The following is a 16,143-nucleotide window of genomic DNA, read 5'->3' as shown; positions in this document are numbered from 1 at the left end:
CCGGCGTACGCCGTTCTGAGACCCGGACGAGGCTCAGCGGCCGACGTACTCCGCCAGGTGCTCGCCGGTGATCGTGGAGCGGGCCGCGACCAGCTCCGCCGGGGTGCCCTCGAAGACGATCCGGCCGCCGTCGTGGCCGGCGCCCGGGCCCAGGTCGATGATCCAGTCCGCGTGCGCCATGACCGCCTGGTGGTGCTCGATGACGATCACCGACTTGCCCGCGTCGACCAGCCGGTCCAGCAGGCCGAGCAACTGCTCCACATCGGCCAGGTGCAGGCCGGTGGTCGGCTCGTCCAGGACGTAGATCCCGCCCTTGTCGGTCATGTGCGTGGCCAGCTTCAGCCGCTGCCGCTCGCCGCCGGACAGCGTGGTGAGCGGCTGGCCGAGGGTGAGGTAGCCGAGGCCCACGTCGGCCAGGTTCCGCAGGATCCGGTGCGCGGCCGGGGTACGGCCCTCACCGCTGCCGAAGAACTCCTCGGCCTGCTCCACCGTCATCGCCAGCACCTCGCTGATGTCCCGGCCGCCGAGCCGGTACTCCAGCACCGAGGCGTCGAACCGCCGGCCCTCGCACTCCTCGCACGTCGTGGCCACCCCGGCCATGATCGCCAGGTCGGTGTAGACGACCCCGGCGCCGTTGCAGGCCGGGCAGGCGCCCTCCGAGTTCGCGCTGAACAGCGCCGGCTTGACCCCGTTGGCCTTGGCGAACGCCTTGCGGACCGGCTCCAGCAGCCCCGTGTACGTCGCCGGGTTGCTGCGCCGCGAGCCGCGGATCGGGGCCTGGTCGACGAAGACCACGCCCGCGCCGGCCGGTACCGACCCGCGCACCAGCGAACTCTTGCCGGAACCGGCCACCCCGGTCACCACGGTCAGCACCCCGAGCGGGATGTCGACGTCGACGCCCTTCAGGTTGTGGGTCGTGGCGCCGCGGATCTCCAGCGCTCCGGACGGGTCGCGCACCGTGTCCTTCAGCGCGGCCCGGTCGTCCAGATGGCGGCCGGTGAGCGTGCGGGCCGCGCGCAGCCCGGCGACGGTGCCCTCGAAGCAGACGGTGCCGCCCGCCGTACCCGCGCCCGGACCGAGGTCCACCACATGGTCGGCGATCGCGATGACCTCCGGCTTGTGCTCCACCACGAGCACCGTGTTGCCCTTGTCCCGCAGCCGCAGCAGCAGGTCGTTCATCCGCCGGATGTCGTGCGGGTGCAGACCGGCGGTCGGCTCGTCGAAGACGTACGTGACGTCGGTCAGCGAGGAGCCGAGGTGGCGGATCATCTTCGTACGCTGCGCCTCGCCGCCCGAGAGGGTGCCCGCGGGACGGTCCAGGGAGAGATAGCCGAGGCCGATCTCCACGAACGAGTCGAGGGTGTCGCGCAGCGAGGCGAGCAGCGGCGCCACGGACGGCTCGTCCAGCTCCCGCACCCACACGGCCAGGTCGCTGATCTGCATCGCGCAGGCGTCGGCGATGCTGATCCCCTTGATCTTCGAGGAGCGGGCGGCCTCGCTGAGCCGGGTACCGGCGCAGTCCGGACAGGTGGTGAAGGTGACCGCGCGGTCCACGAACTCCCGGATGTGCGGCTGCATCGCCTCCCGGTCCTTGGCGAGCATGGACTTCTGGATGCGCGGGACGAGACCCTCGTACGTCATGTTGATGCCCGCGATCTTCATGCGGGTCGGCTCGCGGTACAGGAAGTCGTCCAGCTGCTGTTTGCTGAAGGTGCGGATCGGCTTGTCCGGGTCGTAGAGGCCGGACTCGGTGTACAGGCGGTGGTTCCAGCCGCCGGGCTTGTAACCGGGGATGGTGAGCGCGCCCTCGTTGAGGGACTTGTCCGCGTCGTAGAGCTGGGTCAGGTCGATGTCGGTGACCGTGCCCCGGCCCTCGCAGCGCGGGCACATGCCGCCGGTGATGCTGAACTCGCGGCGCTCCTTCACCTGTTTCCCGCCGCGCTCCAGGGTGACCGCGCCGGCCCCGCTGATGGAGGCGACGTTGAAGGAGAACGCCTTGGGCGAGCCGATGTGCGGGGTGCCGAGCCGGCTGAACAGGATGCGCAGCATCGCGTTGGCGTCGGTGGCGGTGCCGACCGTGGAACGCGGGTCGGCGCCCATCCGCTGCTGGTCCACGATGATCGCGGTGGTCAGCCCGTCGAGCACGTCCACGTCGGGCCGCGCCAGGGTGGGCATGAACCCCTGGACGAACGCGCTGTACGTCTCGTTGATCAGCCGCTGCGACTCCGCGGCGATGGTGTCGAACACCAGGGAGCTCTTGCCCGAGCCGGAGACGCCCGTGAACACCGTCAGCCGGCGCTTGGGTATCTCCACGGTGACGTTCCTGAGGTTGTTCTCCCGAGCACCGTGGACCCGGATCAGCTCGTGGCTGTCGGCGGCGTGCGGCACCGGCACCGGCGTGTCGTCCGTCCTCGTGGTCATGCTCATCGCCTCTCGTCCGTGAAACCCCCGCCACGCTAGCGGCGCACCCCGCCCGCCCGCTTCTCCATTCCTGACCCTGTTACGGGAGCCCGGCGTGCTGCTCGGATCACCGGGTCCCGACGCTGCCGCAGGCGAAGGTGGTCCTCTCCAGCAGCTCCGGCGTGACGGCGACGCCGGTCAGGTGCTCGGCGAGGGCGAAGGCGGCCGGTGCGGACAGGTCGGGCCCGGGGTCGTCGGCTTCCTCGGCTTCGTCGGCTTCCTCGTCGTCCCCGAAGCGGAAGCCGACGCCGTGCATCGCGTCCAGCAGCTCGTCCGGCGTGGTGCCCCAGCGCTCGTCGGGGAACCCGGGCTCGAACCAGAGGCGCCGTACGGTGTCCTCGGCCCACAAGAACGCGTCGAGGCCGTTGATGTTGACGAAGTGCGACACCCAGCGGGTCCCGGCCGAGGCGGGCCGCGCCCGGTCCTCGGTGACGCCGGTGCAGCCGTTGGGTTCGATCAGCAGGGTCCAGGCACCGACGGACGTCATGGCGAGCAGCTGCCGCCTGCCGTCCGACGCGCGGACGAGGTCGAAGGCGGCCTCGACCACCGCGTCCGGGCCGGTCAGCGCGGGCTCGGCGCGCCCGCCCAGGCGGTCCAGCACCTCGGCGGGCCGCAGGCCGCGTACCAGCGTGAAGCAGTACGCCTCCGCGAGGTCCGGGAAGCGGTCCTCGAACCAGGTGTAGTCGGCGGCGGTCGTCGTGGTCATGGGGGAGATCCTCGCGCATGCCACTGACACTCCTCTCCGGGCCCGGCGGCTTCGCGATGCGGTGGGTTTGGGGCGGGCCGTGCGGCGGAAGTTTCCGGCATGCGACCGGATGACTGGCACCTCACCGAAGACGTCGACGCCTTCCTCGCCCGGGCCGGGGGCTTCCTGCGCTCGCGCCCGGATCTGCACACCATGGCGCTGACGGTGACCGCGTCCCGGCCCTCGCCGCCCTCGTCCCCGGCCCCGCTCTTCGGATACCTGGAGGAGTCGGGCGAGGTCCGTGCCGCCTTCCACCGCAGGGCGCGGGGTCTGCTGAGCCCCACCGTCCTCACCCCGGAGCAGGCCGGCACCCTCGCCGCCCGGCTGGCCGGACTCCGCCATGTCCTTCCCGGGGTCAGCGCCGAGCAGCACACCGCCGCCGCCTTCGCCGAGGCGTGGCGGCGGCACACGGGCGCCACGCCGGCCCTGCGCGCACAGCGGGTCCGGCTGTACCGGCTCGGCACCCCTGCCCCGCCGGACCCGCACCCGGAGGGCCGGGCCCGGGCCGTCGGCGAGCGCGACCACGAGCACGTCGTGCGCTGGTGCCACGCGTTCACGGCGGACGTCGGGGAGGACTTCCCCGCGGACGACGCCGACTGGCCCGGCACCCGCTTCGCCGCCAAGCGCTTCACCTTCTGGGAGACCCCGGACGGCACACCCGTCTCCATGGCCGGCGCGACCCCGATCGTCGCCGGTCACGTGCGGGTGGACCCCGTCTACACCCCCGCCCACTTGCGCGGTCGCGGCTACGCGGGCGCGGTGACGGCGCAGGTGGGCCGGGCCGCGCTGGCCGCCGGCGCGCACACGGTCGTCCTGTTCGCGGACCCGGCCAACCCCACCAGCACCGCGCTGTACCAGCGCCTCGGGTACGACCCGGTCGCCGAGTTCACGGTGCACGACTTCACGTGAGACCGGATGCCACCGGGCAACCGCCTTGCTGCCCCGCTGCCCCTCAACCCGTGTGGAGGACCCGGAAGCGGTCCGGAGCCGCAGGGTCCCGGTCCACGATCTGGACCGGCGGCCAGGCCCACTGCCGGACGCTGATGCCCGGCGCGCGGGAGAAACGGATCGGTCCCCGGGTGCCGTCGGTCGCGACCCGCGGCCAGGACGCGGCGGTGCGCGCCCGGTCCGTGCCGTGGGCGCGCAGAACGTCGGCGAGTACGGCGATCGTGTCGTAGCCCTCGAAGGCGACGAAGGAGGGCGCTTCGGCCAGCCGCTCGCGCAGGGCCGCCTCGACGCGGGCGCCGAGCGGGGTGAGGCGCTCGGGCAGATAGCGCAGGAACGGGATCCCCGCGCCGTCGGCGCCCAGCAGCGTCGCCCACTCGGCGAACTCCGGCTGCCCGGCCGGGGCGCCGATCAGGACGCCGGCGAGGCGGGGATCGCGGCGCACGGACCTGACGACGGACGCGGCCGGCTCCGGGTGGCCGACCAGCAGGAGCAGGGCCGTCGCGCCCTGGACGGCGAGCGCGTCGCACAGGGCGGCGGGGCCGAGCGCGCTCATGTCGAGTTCCACGACGCTGCCGCCGCGCGGCGCGATGTGCTCGCGCAGGATGCCGGTCCCGGACGCCCAGTAGACGCTCGGCTGGGTCGCCACGGCGATCCGGCTGTGGCCCGCGCCGAGCAGGAAGTCCGCGTAGAGGCGCCAGCCGTGGGACTGCGCCGGGGCGATCCGGGCCACCCATTCCGTCGGCTGTGCGGTGAGCGCGTCGAGGACCGCGGACGAGCACAGGAAGGGCAGGCCGAGGGCGTCCGCCCGGGCGGCGGCGGCACGGGCGACGACGCTGTGGTACTCGCCCGCCACGGCGGCCACGCCCAGCCGGGCCAGTTCGTCCACGGCCGCGGCGGCCCGCTGTGGATCGGCCGCGGTGTCCCGCACCACCAGCTCCAGCGGTCGCCCGCCGACCCCGCCGGCGTCATTGACGTCCCGCACGCCCAGTTCGAGCCCGGCGAGCAGATGCCGACCCGCCCCGACCCAGCCGGGCGGCGTCAGTGGGGCGAGGGCCCCGACCCGGACCACCCCGTCGGCCCGGCCCATCCCAAGCGACGTACTCATACGGCGACGCCCCCGCCCGTCTCGCCCCGCCCCGGAGGGCCCACACGGTTGATCATGCGGGTCATTCCAGCCACGGCCCCCGTCGGCGGGCAACCGATTATCCGCCCCTCGGGCCCCGGGAGGCTCAGCCGGTGACCTCCCGGAGCAGGCCACCGCTCTCGTCGTACAGCTCCAGGACGAAGCCCACCCCGAACCGGGAGAGCAGCGAGGCGAGGACGTCGAGCCTGCCGGGGTCGACGACGCCGTTCAGCAGGGTCTCCGCCCGGTCGAGCGGATCGAGCTCGACCCGGCACCAGCGCGTCTGGACCTCGTACCCCTCCCAGGACGAGGAGTCCGACCTCCACCCCGCCCGGACGAACAGCTCGGCCACGGCGGAGACGCCGTGGCCCCGAAGAATCCCGCACACGTTGTGGCCGGCGTCCCGCCACTCGGGAGCCAGTTCCGGACCGTCGTCCGAGATGTCCACCGTAGAGATCCTCCCGGTTCCAAGGCCGGCGGGTCACCGGCCGTGCGGCCGGACCCGCAGCGGGCCGACCGAAGTGTCCTGGAACAGGCTGCTGGTGTCGACGTCGAGACCATGCCCGGCTTGATAGTTAACCCGACAACAGTTAGTGTACTAACTATGGGTGGAGCGAACCGAGAGAGCACGTTGGAGCTGATGCGGTGGGTGGTGTGGGGACAGCGGCGCATCGCTGAAGACTGGATACGGGAACGCGGCCTCACGCACGAGCAGAGTGCAGTGCTGGCGTACCTGTCGAAGAACCCGGACGCCATTCAGCGTGACGTCGCGCGGGCCATGCGCACCAGTGCGCCGAGCGTCTCGCGGCTCCTGGCCGGACTCGAGCGGCGCGGACTCGTGGAGCGCCAGACGCAGGAGGACGACACGCGCAGCCGCCGGGTGCGTGTCACTCCAGCGGGCTCCGAGCTGATCCAGGGTTTCGAAGAGGCAATGGACGGTGTCGAGGAGTCGATCCTCGCGCCGCTGGGTGCCGCAGGGCGGGCGCGGCTCCATGAATTGCTGGAACAGCTCGCGTCCCGGATCGAGCCACCCGGCTCTCCCTGACCCGGCTCCACTGCTCCGCACGGCGGCCGGAAGCCTTGCGGGCAGGACCGCCGGTTCCTCCAGCAGCAGTAAGGAATCCAGGTATGACCCAGATCACGATCATCGGTGCCGGTCTTGCGGGACTGACCCTGGCACGAACCCTGGCGGTTCATGGCATCGCTTCCACGGTGTACGAAGCGGAGGCGTCCGCTCGGGCCCGGGGCCAAGGCGGCATGCTCGACATCCACGACTACAACGGACAGCACGGAATCCGTGCCGCCGGTCTGATGAACGGCTTCCGGTCCCTCGTCCTCGAAGGCCGCCAGGCGTCCCGCGATGTGGCGCCTGACGGCACCATCCTGGCGGACCGGCCCGACGACCCCGCCGGAGGCCGCCCCGAGGTGCAGCGTGGCGAGCTCCGGCAGTTGCTGCTGGAATCCCTGCCCCCCGGCACGGTCGTCTGGGGCCACAGGACTCGGAGCGTCCGGACCCTCGCCGACGGCCGTCACGAAGTGACCTTCGCCAACGGATCGACGATCGCCACCGACATCCTCGTCGGTGCCGACGGCGCCTGGTCCAAGGTCCGGCCGCTGCTCTCCGACGCCACGCCGGCCTATGCCGGACGCTCGATGATCGAGACGTACCTGTACGAGAGCGACACCCGGCACCCCGCCACCCTGGCGCTGGTCGGTAGCGGGTCGATGACCGCCTACGACGAAACCACTCGCATCGGTCTCGGCGTGCAGCGCGAGCGCGCGGACACCTTGCACTCCTACGCCATGTTCGACCAGCCGCTCGACTGGTTCGACGGCATCGACTTCGATGACGGCCCTGCGGCCGCCCGTACGGTCGCGGCGATGTTCGATGGGTGGGCGCCGGAGCTCGTCGCCCTGGTCGCGGACAGCGACGTCCCGCCGGTCTTCCGCCCCTTGTACGGGCTGCCGATCGGACACCGCTGGGAACACGTACCCGGGGCCACGCTCATCGGAGACGCCGCCCATCTGGCCCCGCCGGACGGCGAAGGGGCGAACTGGGCACTCTTCGACGCGGGTCAGCTCGGCAACGCCATCGGCCGACAGCCCGAGAATGTGGACGCGGCCATCCGCGCCTACGAAGCCGCGCTCTTCCCGCGGAACATCGACACGGCCACCGCCGCCGCGGCCTACTACCCCGAATACACACCGTACTGACCTGTCCCGGGCGACCGGCCTGAACCGCAGCTCGATCTACTCCTCGCTCGGTGACAAGGACGCGCTCTTCCTCCGCTGCCTGGATCGATACGCCACGCGCTACGGCGCCAAGTACGACGCCGCCCTCTCGTGCGCGGCCGAGGACCCCGTCGCCGCCGTCCGCGCGTTCTTCGACGTCACCCTGGGGCGCATCGCCGATCCCGCCGTGCCCGACGGATGCCTGATGGCCCAGTCGGTCATGGCGAGTCCGGCGCTGAGCCCGGGCGTCGCGGAGCGTGTCAAAGAGCTGTTCGGCCTCCAGCGCCCGCGCCTGCGCACCGCGCTGAAGGCCGGCGGAATGTCCGACGAGGAGGCCGAGGACTTCGCCGTTCACGTAGCGGCCGTGAACCAGTCCCTCGCGGTGATGGGCAGGGCCGGGGCGAGCCCGGAGCAACTCCGGGCGATCGTCGGCGTGACCGTCGACGCGCTCGCGCGGGCGCTGAGGCCGGTCGGAGACGGCCACTACGGCGGCGCCGGCCAGGCCAAGGCCTGAGTGCACCCCCGCCTGCGACACACTTTTGCAAGCGGGTGCTTGCAAAAGTTAGCGAGGGTGGGCATGGTGGAGGCATGGCATCGCTGAACGTCGGCAATCTCGGTGAGTACCTGCGCGAGCAGCGGCGCAACGCCCAGCTGTCGCTGCGGCAGCTCGCCGACGCCGCCGGGGTGTCCAACCCGTACCTGAGCCAGATCGAGCGCGGACTGCGCAAGCCCAGCGCGGAGGTGCTCCAGCAGGTCGCCAAGGCCCTGCGCATCTCCGCCGAGACGCTGTACGTGCGCGCCGGCATCCTCGACGCCGAGCGGGACCGGGACGAGGCCGAGACGCGCGCCGTCATCCTCGCCGACCCCTCGCTCAACGAGCGGCAGAAGCAGGTGCTGCTCCAGATCTACGAGTCCTTCCGCAAGGAGAACGGATTCGGGACCGGAGAGGCGGCCGGGCCGGCGCGGGACGGGGACGGCACCGCGGACCAGGCGACCGGCGGCGGCAGCAGTACGGACGGCGGAGGCGATGCCGCCGGAAGCGACACCGGCGCAGGCCGGCGGCGGACGGCCGGATAACGCCGGACCAGGGCTCGGACGCCCGCCGCGGACCTCGTCAACCCAGCCGAACGCGAATCCGATCCGGGAGGATCCCCACCATGGCCATCACCGACGACCTGCGCAAGACCCTCAGCGACCCGACCCCGCTCTACTTCGCCGCCGGCACCGCCGATCTGGCGCTTCAGCAGGCCAAGAAGGTGCCGGCCCTGGTCGAGCAGCTGCGCGCCGAGGCCCCGGCCCGCATCGACGCCGTACGCAACACCGACCCCAAGGCCGTGCAGGAGAAGGCCGCCTCCCGCGCCAAGGAGGCGCAGGCGACCCTTCAGGCCAAGGTCGGCGAGTTCATCGGCGCCCTCGACGTGAAGAAGCTGGGCGAGACCGCGCAGGACCTCGCCCTGCGCGGGGTCGGCGTCGCCGCCGAGTACGCCGTCAAGGCCCGCGAGACCTACGAGAAGGTCGCCGAGCACGGCGAACAGGCCGTGAAGACCTGGCGTGGCGAGGCCGCCGAGGAGATCGAGGACCTGGCGATCGCCGTCGAGGGCAAGCCCGAGCCGGTCGAGGTCCGCGACGACGAGCCGAAGCCGGCCGGGGCGAAGGCCGAGCCCGCCGCGGAGGAGAAGCCCGCGGCGAAGAAGGCGCCGGCCGCCCGCAAGACCACCACCGCGAAGAAGACCACGCCGTCGGCCAAGGGAGAGTGACCGGCCGGACGGGCACGGGCCGGGCACCTTTGGGGTGTCCGGCCCGTTCTATGGGTACGGTGGCGGCGTAGCAGGGGTTCGCGAATCAACGGATGGTGGGCGACATGCTGATGCTGGGCTTCGCGGGGTTCATGGGGATCCTGAAGATCATCCTCATGGCCCTGGCCGCGGTCGGGCTGTTCGACGCCGCGTTCCGGCGGGAGGACGCCTTCCGCGCCGCCGACAAGCAGAACAAGGTCTTCTGGCTGATCATCCTCGGCATCGCGCTCGTGGTCAGCTACCTGTTCTCGATCCTGTCCATCCTGCCGATCGCCGGCGCGGTCGCCAGCATCGTCTACCTCGTCGACGTCCGCCCCGCCCTCCAGCAGGTGGGCGGCGGCCGCGGCTGGGGCCGCCGCGGCCGGGGGAGCAGCAGCGACGGTCCGTACGGGCCGTGGAACGGCGGCCGGTAGCGGCGACCGAAGGGGGCGGGCGCCTGCGGGGCGCCGGGGCCGTTCGCCGCTCTCCACCCGCACCCGGCAACGGCGCGCCGGCCCCGCGGCGAAACCTCTACGCCGCCCGGTCCAGCAGCACCACGGCCACGTCGTCCGTCAGCTCGCCCCCGTTCAGCTCCCGGACCTCGTGCACCGCGGCCCGCAGCAGCTCCTCCCCGCGCAGCCCCTCGGCCAGCTGCCGGCGGATCATCTCCACCATGCCGTCCTGCCCGAGCCGCTCCCCGTCCACGCCGACCCGCCCCTCGATCAGGCCGTCGGTGTAGAGCATCAGGCTCCACTCGGCGCCCAGCTCCACCTGCATCCGGGGCCAGCGGGCGCCGGGCAGCAGGCCGAGAGCGGGGCCGTTGTTCTCGTAGGGCAGCAGCCGCGGCGCCCGGCCGGGGCGGGCGATCAGCGGGGCCGGGTGGCCCGCCAGGCACAGGCCCGCGCGGCGGCCGTCGGGGGCGATGTCCACCGTGCACAGCGTCGCGAAGATCTCCTCGTCGGCGCGCTCGTGCTCCAGCACCTGCTGGAGGGTGTTCAGCAGCTCGTCCCCGCACAGCCCGGCCAGGGTCAGCGCCCGCCAGGCGATGCGCAGCTCCACGCCCAGCGCGGCCTCGTCCGGGCCGTGCCCGCAGACGTCGCCGATCATGGCGTGCACGGTGCCGTCCGGGGTGCGCACGGCGTCGTAGAAGTCGCCGCCGAGCAGGGCCCGGGAGCGGCCCGGCCGGTAGCGGGCGGCGAACCGCAGCGAGGAGCCGTCCAGCAGCGGGGTGGGCAGCAGTCCGCGTTCCAGGCGGCGGTTCTCCTGCGCGCGCAGCCGGCCCTCGGCGAGCCGCCGCTCGGCCGTCTCGGAACGCTTGCGCTCCACGGCGTAGCGGATGGCGCGGCTGAGCAGCCGGCCGTCCAGCTCGTCCCGGAACAGATAGTCCTGGGCGCCCACGCGCACGGCCTCGGCGCCGCGCTCGGCGTCGCCGGAGGCGGTCAGCGCGAGCACGGCGTGCCGGGGCGCGAGCCGCAGCACGTGCCGGAGCACGGCCAGCTCGTCGTCGGTGTCGTCGCCGCCGGGCGCCGGGAGCGCCAGGTCCAGCAGGATGCAGTGGACGTCGTCGGTGAGCAGCCGCTCGGCCTCGGTGAGGTTGCGGGCGGTGCGCACGCGGATCGGCTTGCCGGCCGAGTCCAGCAGGTCGGGCACGATCGGCGAGCCGGCCGGGTCGTCCTCGATCAGCAGCAGGGTGAGAGTGGCGGCGCCGGTGCCGTGCGCGGGCGTGGCGTCGCGGTGCGCCTCTTCCTTGAGGGGGCCGCCGACGGTCTGCGGGGCCTGCGCCTGACCACTCTCCACGGCCGGGATCGCTCTCTGCCGCGGTACGGGTACGGGCATCGTCTTGGGTTCCTTCCCTCCCCCCGAGGGCACGGCGGCATCGAGGGTCTCGACCCACCGACCGGTGACCATAGCGGCTGGGACCGCCCCGGCGGAATGGTGTGAGCCGGGTCGCTCCGCCGCCCGCGGTCGTCATATGCCGCGTTCCGTACCGCAGTTGGACACGCCGGCGGACCGCCCGGGATGACGAAGCTCACGTCCGGCGGGAGTTGGCCGTGCGGTGGGTCACGTGACGCGGGTCACCGGGGCGCCGCGCGGGTGCGGCGCCGGTCACGCGTCCGGTCGTACGACGCCGAGGATCGGCATCGAACCGGCGCCCGCCTCCGTCACCGTACGGCCGGGTCTCGGGGCGTGGATGATCGTGCCGTCGCCGATGTACAGCGCGACGTGGCTGGCGTCGTCGAAGTAGATGACGAGGTCGCCGGGGCGCATGTCCTTGACGTCCACGTGCGGCAGCTGCCGCCACTGCTCCTGCGAGGTGCGCGGGACGGGGTGCCCGGCCGCGGCCCAGGCCTGGGAGGTCAGGCCGGAGCAGTCGAAGGAGTCGGGGCCCTCGGCGCCCCACACGTACGGCTTGCCGAGCTGCTCGGTGGCGTACTTCACGGCCTTCTCGCCCGGCGCGGAGGCCTGGTCGTGGGCGTCCTTCAGGACACCGGTGTCCAGCCAGGCGGTCTGCGCCTTCCGCGCGGCCTCCCGCTCCAGCTCGGCGAGCCGCTCCTTCTCCTGCTTCTCCAGCCGGGACTGCAGCTTCTCCGCCGCGTCGATCTGCTGCTCGATCTTCTTCTTGGCGGCGGCCTTGGCCTTGCGGTTGCCCTCCAGCCGCTTCCACTGCGCGGAGGCGTCGTCGGCGTAGGCCCGCAACTCCTTCTGGGTGCGGGTCATGTCGGCCACCAGCCCGGTCGCCGCCCGCTGGCCCTGGAGCATCCGGCCGGCGCCGTCGAGGAACCGGCCGGGGTCGTCGGTGAGCAGGAACCGGGCGGTGGAGGACAGGCCGCCCGTGCGGTACTGGTCCCGGGCCGCCGCGCCCGCCCGGTCCTTCAGCTCGTCCAGCCGCCGCTGCCCCTGGTCGATCTTCCGGTCCAGCTCCGCGATCTCGGCGGACTGCTTCTCGGCCTTCTCCTCGGCCGCGTTGTAGGCGTCGGTGGCCACGGAGGCGTCGTGGTAGAGCTTGTCGAGCTTGGCGCGGACCTCCTCGAGGTCCTTGTCCGGCAGGGGAGTCGGGGCCGGTGTCCGCGTGGGCGCGGGTATGGGCGCGGGGGCCGCGAACGCCGTGCCGGGTGCCGCGAGGACGGTCACCGCGCAGACCACGGTCAGGGCGGCCGTGAGCAGGCCGCGCTTGCCCGAACCCATACCTGTTTCCCCCAAACTGATTTACCGTCAGTAACTTACGGTCGTCTGAGGGATCGTGCCACGGTCGCGCGCAAAGCGACAGAGGCCGTCGGTCACCGGATGCCCCCGGCGGGCCGCCGGGGGCGGCGATCACCTCGCCGGTGTGACGAACGGGACGCGGGAAGCGTTCCCCGCGCGCGTATCCGGCCCGCCGTCAGCCCACCGGCGCCAACGCCGCCCACTCCACGGTGACTTCGCCCTGCCGCCAGCGAACCGGGGCGTCCGTCACCGGCCAGTCGGCGGTCAGGTCCCGCACCGCGCGCATCCAGCGCTGGCGGGCGCCGTAGGAGGCGTAGGGCGCGGCGGCGGCCCAGGCGCGGTCGAAGTCGCGCAGGAAGGCGTGCACCGGCTCGCCCGGGACATTGCGGTGGATCAGCGCCTTCGGCAGCCGCTCGGCGAGGTCGGAGGGGCGCTCCAGCGAGCCCAGCCGGGTGGCGAAGGTGACCGTGCGGGGGCCCTCGGGGCCGAGCGCCACCCACACGTGCCGGCGGCCGATCTCGTCGCAGGTGCCCTCCACCAGCAGCCCGCCCGGGTCGAGCCGCGCGCACAGCTGCCGCCACACCGGGGCGACCTCGGCCTCGTCGTACTGGCGCAGCACGTTCGCGGCCCGGATCAGCACCGGCCGCCCGGGCACCGGCACCTCGAAGCCGCCGTGCCGGAAGACCAGGCCCTCGCGCTCGTACGGCCGCGCCGCCGCGACCCGGACGGGATCGATCTCGATGCCGGCCACGCGGGTGCGGGGTGCCGCCGTGCGCAGCCGGGTCAGCAGCTCCACGGCGGTCCAGGGCGCGGCCCCGTAGCCCAGGTCGACGGCCAGGGGGTCGCTCGCGCGGCGCAGCGTGGCGCCGTGCGTGGCCGCGATCCAGCGGTCCATGCGGCGCAACCGGTTGGGGTTGGTGGTCCCGCGCGTCACCGTGCCCACCGGCCGGGACGCTGCGGGGGTTCTCATGGGTACGAGGGTAAGGGGCGCCGCTCCTCCGGAATCGCACCGGCCGACGCGGCCCGTAATCGAACCGTTGAGCGATAATTGGTAATGATTCGGCAAAGCCGCTTGATCGGGAAATGGCAGGGCACCTGCCCGCTGTTGGAGTCCTGGGGAGGGCGCAGGTGGGCCCTCCTACGGCATGCCCGCATCAAGGAGGTCCGCCACGTGAGCCAGTACGTCAGCAGGCTCGGGCGACGCTCCCCGTCGGCCTCCCGGCTCCGGCTGTACCGCAGACCCCGGCGGGTCGCCATGCTCTCCGTGCACACCTCCCCGCTCCACCAGCCCGGCACCGGCGACGCGGGCGGCATGAACGTCTACATCGTGGAGCTGGCCCAGCGGCTCGCCGAGATCGACATCGAGGTCGAGATCTTCACCCGGGCCACGACCGGCGGCCTGCCCCCCGCCGTCGAGCTGGCCCCCGGCGTCCTCGTCCGGCACGTCGACGCGGGCCCCTACGAGGGCCTGGCCAAGGAGGACCTCCCGGCCCAGCTGTGCGCCTTCACCCACGGGGTGATGCAGGCGTGGGCCGGCCACCGCCCCGGCCACTACGACCTCGTCCACTCCCACTACTGGCTCTCCGGGCACGTCGGCTGGCTCGCCGCCCAGCGCTGGGGCGTGCCCCTGGTGCACGCCATGCACACCATGGCCAAGGTCAAGAACGCCAACCTGGCCGAGGGCGACACCCCCGAGCCCGCCGCCCGGGTGATCGGCGAGACCCAGATCGTGGCCGCCGCCGACCGGCTCATCGCCAACACCGACGAGGAGGCCGGCGAACTGGTCCGGCACTACGCGGCCGACCCCGCGAAGGTCGCCGTGGTCCACCCCGGCGTCAACCTCCGGCGCTTCCGTGCCGCCGACGGCCGCGCCGCCGCCCGCGCCCGCCTCGGACTGCCCCAGGACGCCCTGGTCCCGCTCTTCGCGGGCCGCATACAGCCGCTGAAGGCACCGGACGTGCTGCTGCGCGCCGTGGCCGTGCTGCTGGAGCACCGCCCCGAGCTGCGCTCCCGGCTGGTCGTCCCGGTCGTCGGCGGCCCCAGCGGCAGCGGCCTCGCCAAACCGGAGGGGCTGCAGAAGCTCGCGGCCCGGCTGGGCATCACCGACGTGGTCCGGTTCCGGCCGCCGGTGGGGCAGGAGCAGCTGGCCGACTGGTTCCGGGCCGCGTCCGTGCTGGTCATGCCGTCGCACAGCGAGTCCTTCGGCCTGGTCGCCATCGAGGCGCAGGCCACCGGCACACCGGTGCTCGCGGCCGCGGTCGGCGGACTTCCGGTGGCCGTGCGCGACGGCGAGACCGGCTTCCTCGTCCAGGGCCACGACCCGGCCGACTACGCGCGTGTGCTCGGCCGCTTCGCCGACCACCCCGACCTCACCGAGCACATGGGCCGGGCCGCCGCCCGGCACGCCCAGTCCTTCGGCTGGGACACGGCCGCCGCCGCCACCGCCGACGTCTACACGGCCGCGACCCAGTCCCACCGCCGTCGCGTACGCTCCCACCATGGCTGATGTCGAGAAGGCCGGGCAGGTCCTGGAGGGCGTCTTCAAGGACGCGGAGCTGGAGTGGGAGAGCCCCGCGCCCGGGAACTACGTCGTCCGCCTCCCCGGCACCCGCAAGCTGTCCACGACGGTCTCCTTCCTCGTCGGCCGCCACTCCCTGTCGCTGAACGCCTTCGTCATCCGCCACCCCGACGAGAACGAACCCGGCGTCCACCGCTGGCTGCTGGAGCGCAACCTCAAGCTGTACGGCGTGAGTTACGCCGTGGACCGCCTCGGCGACATCTACGTCACCGCCCGCCTGCCGCTCGCCTCGGTCACCCCGGACGAGGTCGACCGCCTCCTCGGCCAGGTCCTGGAAGCGGCCGACGGCGCCTTCAACACGCTGCTGGAGCTGGGCTTCGCCTCCTCGATCCGCAAGGAGTACGCCTGGCGGGTGTCCCGCGGCGAGTCCACCGGGAACCTGGCGGCGTTCAGGCACCTGATCGAACGCCCGGAGGGCTGACGGGCGCGGCCCGGGGGCTCAGGACGGGTCGGGCGAGGGGGCCGGGGTCCCGGCTCCGTGGTCGAGTTCGTCGGCGAACGCCCGCAGGGCGTCGGCCAGTTCCTTCTTGGTCGGCAGCTGGTCGACCTTCTTGTCCAGCTCCATGATGCGCCGGTTCAGCTCCTCCAGGCCCGCCGTCCCGGTGGAGCCGGTGCCGCCCGGGCTCGGTTCGGTGCCGCCGTCGGCGCCCGCGTTGGCGCTTCCGTCGGAGCTGCCCCCGTCGACGACACCGCTGTTGCCGCCGGAGCCGGTGACGGTGCCGTCCTCCGGGACGCCCTCGGTGCTGCTCCCGCCGTCGGCCGTACCGCCGTCGGTCGTACCGCCGTCGAACATGCCGCCGTCGGTCGACGTGCCGTCGGACGTACCGCCGGAGGACGTGACGCCGACGGACGTGCCCCCGGTGTCCGAGTCGGGCGGGAGGGTGGCCGCGACGCCGCGCCCCTGACGGGGGGCCTCGTCCGAAGGGGCCGCGAGCGCCACGCCGACGCCGACGGCGACCAGGGCCGCGGCACCCGCCACGGCGACCGAGACGCGTCTGAACCGCAACGCGCGGGCGGGGACGGGGGATTCGCCGGTGGTCTGTGTGTCCTGTGCTTCAGGTGTGTCAGCCATGCGGGG

The 16,143-nt window shown here is 73.2% G+C and carries 17 protein-coding genes; 9 read left to right on the top strand and 8 right to left on the bottom strand.

The window, feature by feature from the left end:
* Positions 1 to 33: 33 nt before the first annotated feature.
* Together HB370_RS18905 and HB370_RS18900 are read right to left on the bottom strand one after the other, a co-directional pair.
* Complete coding sequence (locus HB370_RS18905; protein ID WP_030792052.1) at positions 34 to 2,427, bottom strand: excinuclease ABC subunit UvrA; 2,394 nt, start codon at positions 2,425 to 2,427, stop codon at positions 34 to 36.
* Between the two features lie 100 nt (positions 2,428 to 2,527).
* Entirely contained in the window at positions 2,528 to 3,166 is a 639-nt protein-coding gene (locus HB370_RS18900; RefSeq protein WP_030792055.1) for a DUF6461 domain-containing protein, read from the bottom strand.
* Positions 3,167 to 3,265: 99 nt separating this feature from the next.
* On the opposite strand from HB370_RS18900, the gene HB370_RS18895 reads away from it, so the two are divergent.
* Entirely contained in the window at positions 3,266 to 4,114 is an 849-nt protein-coding gene (locus tag HB370_RS18895; RefSeq protein ID WP_030792059.1) for a GNAT family N-acetyltransferase, read from the top strand.
* Between the two features lie 43 nt (positions 4,115 to 4,157).
* On the opposite strand, the gene HB370_RS18890 is transcribed toward HB370_RS18895, so the two are convergent.
* Together HB370_RS18890 and HB370_RS18885 are read right to left on the bottom strand one after the other, a co-directional pair.
* On the bottom strand, positions 4,158 to 5,258 hold the full coding sequence (locus tag HB370_RS18890; protein ID WP_030792062.1) for an ABC transporter substrate-binding protein: 1,101 nt from the start codon (positions 5,256 to 5,258) through the stop codon (positions 4,158 to 4,160).
* 124 nt (positions 5,259 to 5,382) lie between these two features.
* The gene (locus HB370_RS18885) at positions 5,383 to 5,724 is read right to left on the bottom strand and encodes a hypothetical protein (protein ID WP_030792064.1); all 342 of its coding nucleotides are present in this window, start codon (positions 5,722 to 5,724) and stop codon (positions 5,383 to 5,385) included.
* 156 nt (positions 5,725 to 5,880) lie between these two features.
* Here HB370_RS18885 and HB370_RS18880 point away from each other — a divergent pair, with 156 nt between their 5' ends.
* The 6 genes from HB370_RS18880 to HB370_RS18855 all read left to right on the top strand — a co-directional run bounded on the left by HB370_RS18880 (position 5,881) and on the right by HB370_RS18855 (position 9,717).
* Positions 5,881 to 6,321, top strand: coding sequence for a MarR family transcriptional regulator (locus HB370_RS18880; protein WP_030792067.1), 441 nt, complete (start codon positions 5,881 to 5,883; stop codon positions 6,319 to 6,321).
* An 83-nt stretch (positions 6,322 to 6,404) separates the two neighbouring features.
* Positions 6,405 to 7,490 carry an NAD(P)/FAD-dependent oxidoreductase gene (locus tag HB370_RS18875; RefSeq protein ID WP_030792070.1) on the top strand — a complete coding sequence of 362 codons (1,086 nt, stop codon included), beginning with the start codon at positions 6,405 to 6,407 and terminating at the stop codon, positions 7,488 to 7,490.
* On the top strand, positions 7,387 to 8,022 hold the full coding sequence (locus HB370_RS18870) for a TetR/AcrR family transcriptional regulator (protein WP_244405561.1): 636 nt from the start codon (positions 7,387 to 7,389) through the stop codon (positions 8,020 to 8,022). The genes HB370_RS18875 and HB370_RS18870 overlap by 104 nt, the downstream gene beginning before the upstream one ends.
* A gap of 74 nt (positions 8,023 to 8,096) precedes the next feature.
* Positions 8,097 to 8,585, top strand: a complete 489-nt coding sequence (locus HB370_RS18865) for a helix-turn-helix transcriptional regulator (protein ID WP_030779741.1) — start codon at positions 8,097 to 8,099, stop codon at positions 8,583 to 8,585.
* Between the two features lie 80 nt (positions 8,586 to 8,665).
* Positions 8,666 to 9,265, top strand: a complete 600-nt coding sequence (locus HB370_RS18860; protein WP_030779738.1) for a hypothetical protein — start codon at positions 8,666 to 8,668, stop codon at positions 9,263 to 9,265.
* Positions 9,266 to 9,360: 95 nt separating this feature from the next.
* Entirely contained in the window at positions 9,361 to 9,717 is a 357-nt protein-coding gene (locus HB370_RS18855; RefSeq protein WP_037655358.1) for a DUF2516 family protein, read from the top strand.
* A gap of 97 nt (positions 9,718 to 9,814) precedes the next feature.
* Here HB370_RS18855 and HB370_RS18850 read toward each other — a convergent pair whose 3' ends face one another.
* The 3 genes from HB370_RS18850 to HB370_RS18840 all read right to left on the bottom strand — a co-directional run bounded on the left by HB370_RS18850 (position 9,815) and on the right by HB370_RS18840 (position 13,457).
* Positions 9,815 to 11,119, bottom strand: coding sequence for a fused response regulator/phosphatase (locus tag HB370_RS18850; protein ID WP_030779736.1), 1,305 nt, complete (start codon positions 11,117 to 11,119; stop codon positions 9,815 to 9,817).
* Positions 11,120 to 11,389: 270 nt separating this feature from the next.
* The gene (locus HB370_RS18845) at positions 11,390 to 12,469 is read right to left on the bottom strand and encodes a C40 family peptidase (protein ID WP_030779734.1); all 1,080 of its coding nucleotides are present in this window, start codon (positions 12,467 to 12,469) and stop codon (positions 11,390 to 11,392) included.
* A gap of 193 nt (positions 12,470 to 12,662) precedes the next feature.
* A complete protein-coding gene (locus HB370_RS18840; RefSeq protein ID WP_030779732.1) occupies positions 12,663 to 13,457 on the bottom strand; it encodes a hypothetical protein in 795 nt (264 codons plus the stop codon).
* Between the two features lie 201 nt (positions 13,458 to 13,658).
* Between HB370_RS18840 and mshA the strand changes: the two genes are divergently transcribed.
* Positions 13,659 to 14,993 carry a D-inositol-3-phosphate glycosyltransferase gene (gene mshA / locus HB370_RS18835; protein ID WP_030779730.1) on the top strand — a complete coding sequence of 445 codons (1,335 nt, stop codon included), beginning with the start codon at positions 13,659 to 13,661 and terminating at the stop codon, positions 14,991 to 14,993.
* Positions 14,986 to 15,486 carry a YbjN domain-containing protein gene (locus HB370_RS18830; protein WP_030779728.1) on the top strand — a complete coding sequence of 167 codons (501 nt, stop codon included), beginning with the start codon at positions 14,986 to 14,988 and terminating at the stop codon, positions 15,484 to 15,486. Before mshA ends, HB370_RS18830 begins: the two co-directional genes overlap by 8 nt.
* Before the next feature lie 18 nt (positions 15,487 to 15,504).
* Here the strand turns inward: HB370_RS18830 and HB370_RS18825 are convergent, their stop codons facing one another.
* Positions 15,505 to 16,137: a hypothetical protein gene (locus HB370_RS18825; protein ID WP_157855554.1), complete on the bottom strand. Its 633-nt coding sequence runs from the start codon at positions 16,135 to 16,137 to the stop codon at positions 15,505 to 15,507.
* Between the last annotated feature and the right edge of the window lie 6 nt (positions 16,138 to 16,143).

This window comes from Streptomyces sp. DSM 40868 (assembly GCF_011820545.1).
Taxonomy (GTDB): Bacteria; Actinomycetota; Actinomycetes; order Streptomycetales; family Streptomycetaceae; genus Streptomyces; species Streptomyces eurythermus.
The sequence above is the reverse complement of the archived record's forward strand: the minus strand, read 5'-3'. Positions and strand labels throughout refer to the sequence as shown.

Excerpts from the sequence above, each read along its gene's own strand:
- HB370_RS18905 (WP_030792052.1), bottom strand. The coding sequence starts at position 2,427 with ATGAGCATGACCACGAGGACGGACGACACGCCGGTGCCGGTGCCGCAC.
- HB370_RS18900 (WP_030792055.1), bottom strand. The coding sequence starts at position 3,166 with ATGACCACGACGACCGCCGCCGACTACACCTGGTTCGAGGACCGCTTC.
- HB370_RS18895 (WP_030792059.1), top strand. The coding sequence starts at position 3,266 with ATGCGACCGGATGACTGGCACCTCACCGAAGACGTCGACGCCTTCCTC.
- HB370_RS18890 (WP_030792062.1), bottom strand. The coding sequence starts at position 5,258 with ATGAGTACGTCGCTTGGGATGGGCCGGGCCGACGGGGTGGTCCGGGTC.
- HB370_RS18880 (WP_030792067.1), top strand. The coding sequence starts at position 5,881 with ATGGGTGGAGCGAACCGAGAGAGCACGTTGGAGCTGATGCGGTGGGTG.
- HB370_RS18875 (WP_030792070.1), top strand. The coding sequence starts at position 6,405 with ATGACCCAGATCACGATCATCGGTGCCGGTCTTGCGGGACTGACCCTG.
- HB370_RS18870 (WP_244405561.1), top strand. The coding sequence starts at position 7,387 with ATGTGGACGCGGCCATCCGCGCCTACGAAGCCGCGCTCTTCCCGCGGA.
- HB370_RS18865 (WP_030779741.1), top strand. The coding sequence starts at position 8,097 with ATGGCATCGCTGAACGTCGGCAATCTCGGTGAGTACCTGCGCGAGCAG.
- HB370_RS18860 (WP_030779738.1), top strand. The coding sequence starts at position 8,666 with ATGGCCATCACCGACGACCTGCGCAAGACCCTCAGCGACCCGACCCCG.
- HB370_RS18850 (WP_030779736.1), bottom strand. The coding sequence starts at position 11,119 with ATGCCCGTACCCGTACCGCGGCAGAGAGCGATCCCGGCCGTGGAGAGT.
- HB370_RS18845 (WP_030779734.1), bottom strand. The coding sequence starts at position 12,469 with ATGGGTTCGGGCAAGCGCGGCCTGCTCACGGCCGCCCTGACCGTGGTC.
- HB370_RS18840 (WP_030779732.1), bottom strand. The coding sequence starts at position 13,457 with ATGAGAACCCCCGCAGCGTCCCGGCCGGTGGGCACGGTGACGCGCGGG.
- HB370_RS18830 (WP_030779728.1), top strand. The coding sequence starts at position 14,986 with ATGGCTGATGTCGAGAAGGCCGGGCAGGTCCTGGAGGGCGTCTTCAAG.
- HB370_RS18825 (WP_157855554.1), bottom strand. The coding sequence starts at position 16,137 with ATGGCTGACACACCTGAAGCACAGGACACACAGACCACCGGCGAATCC.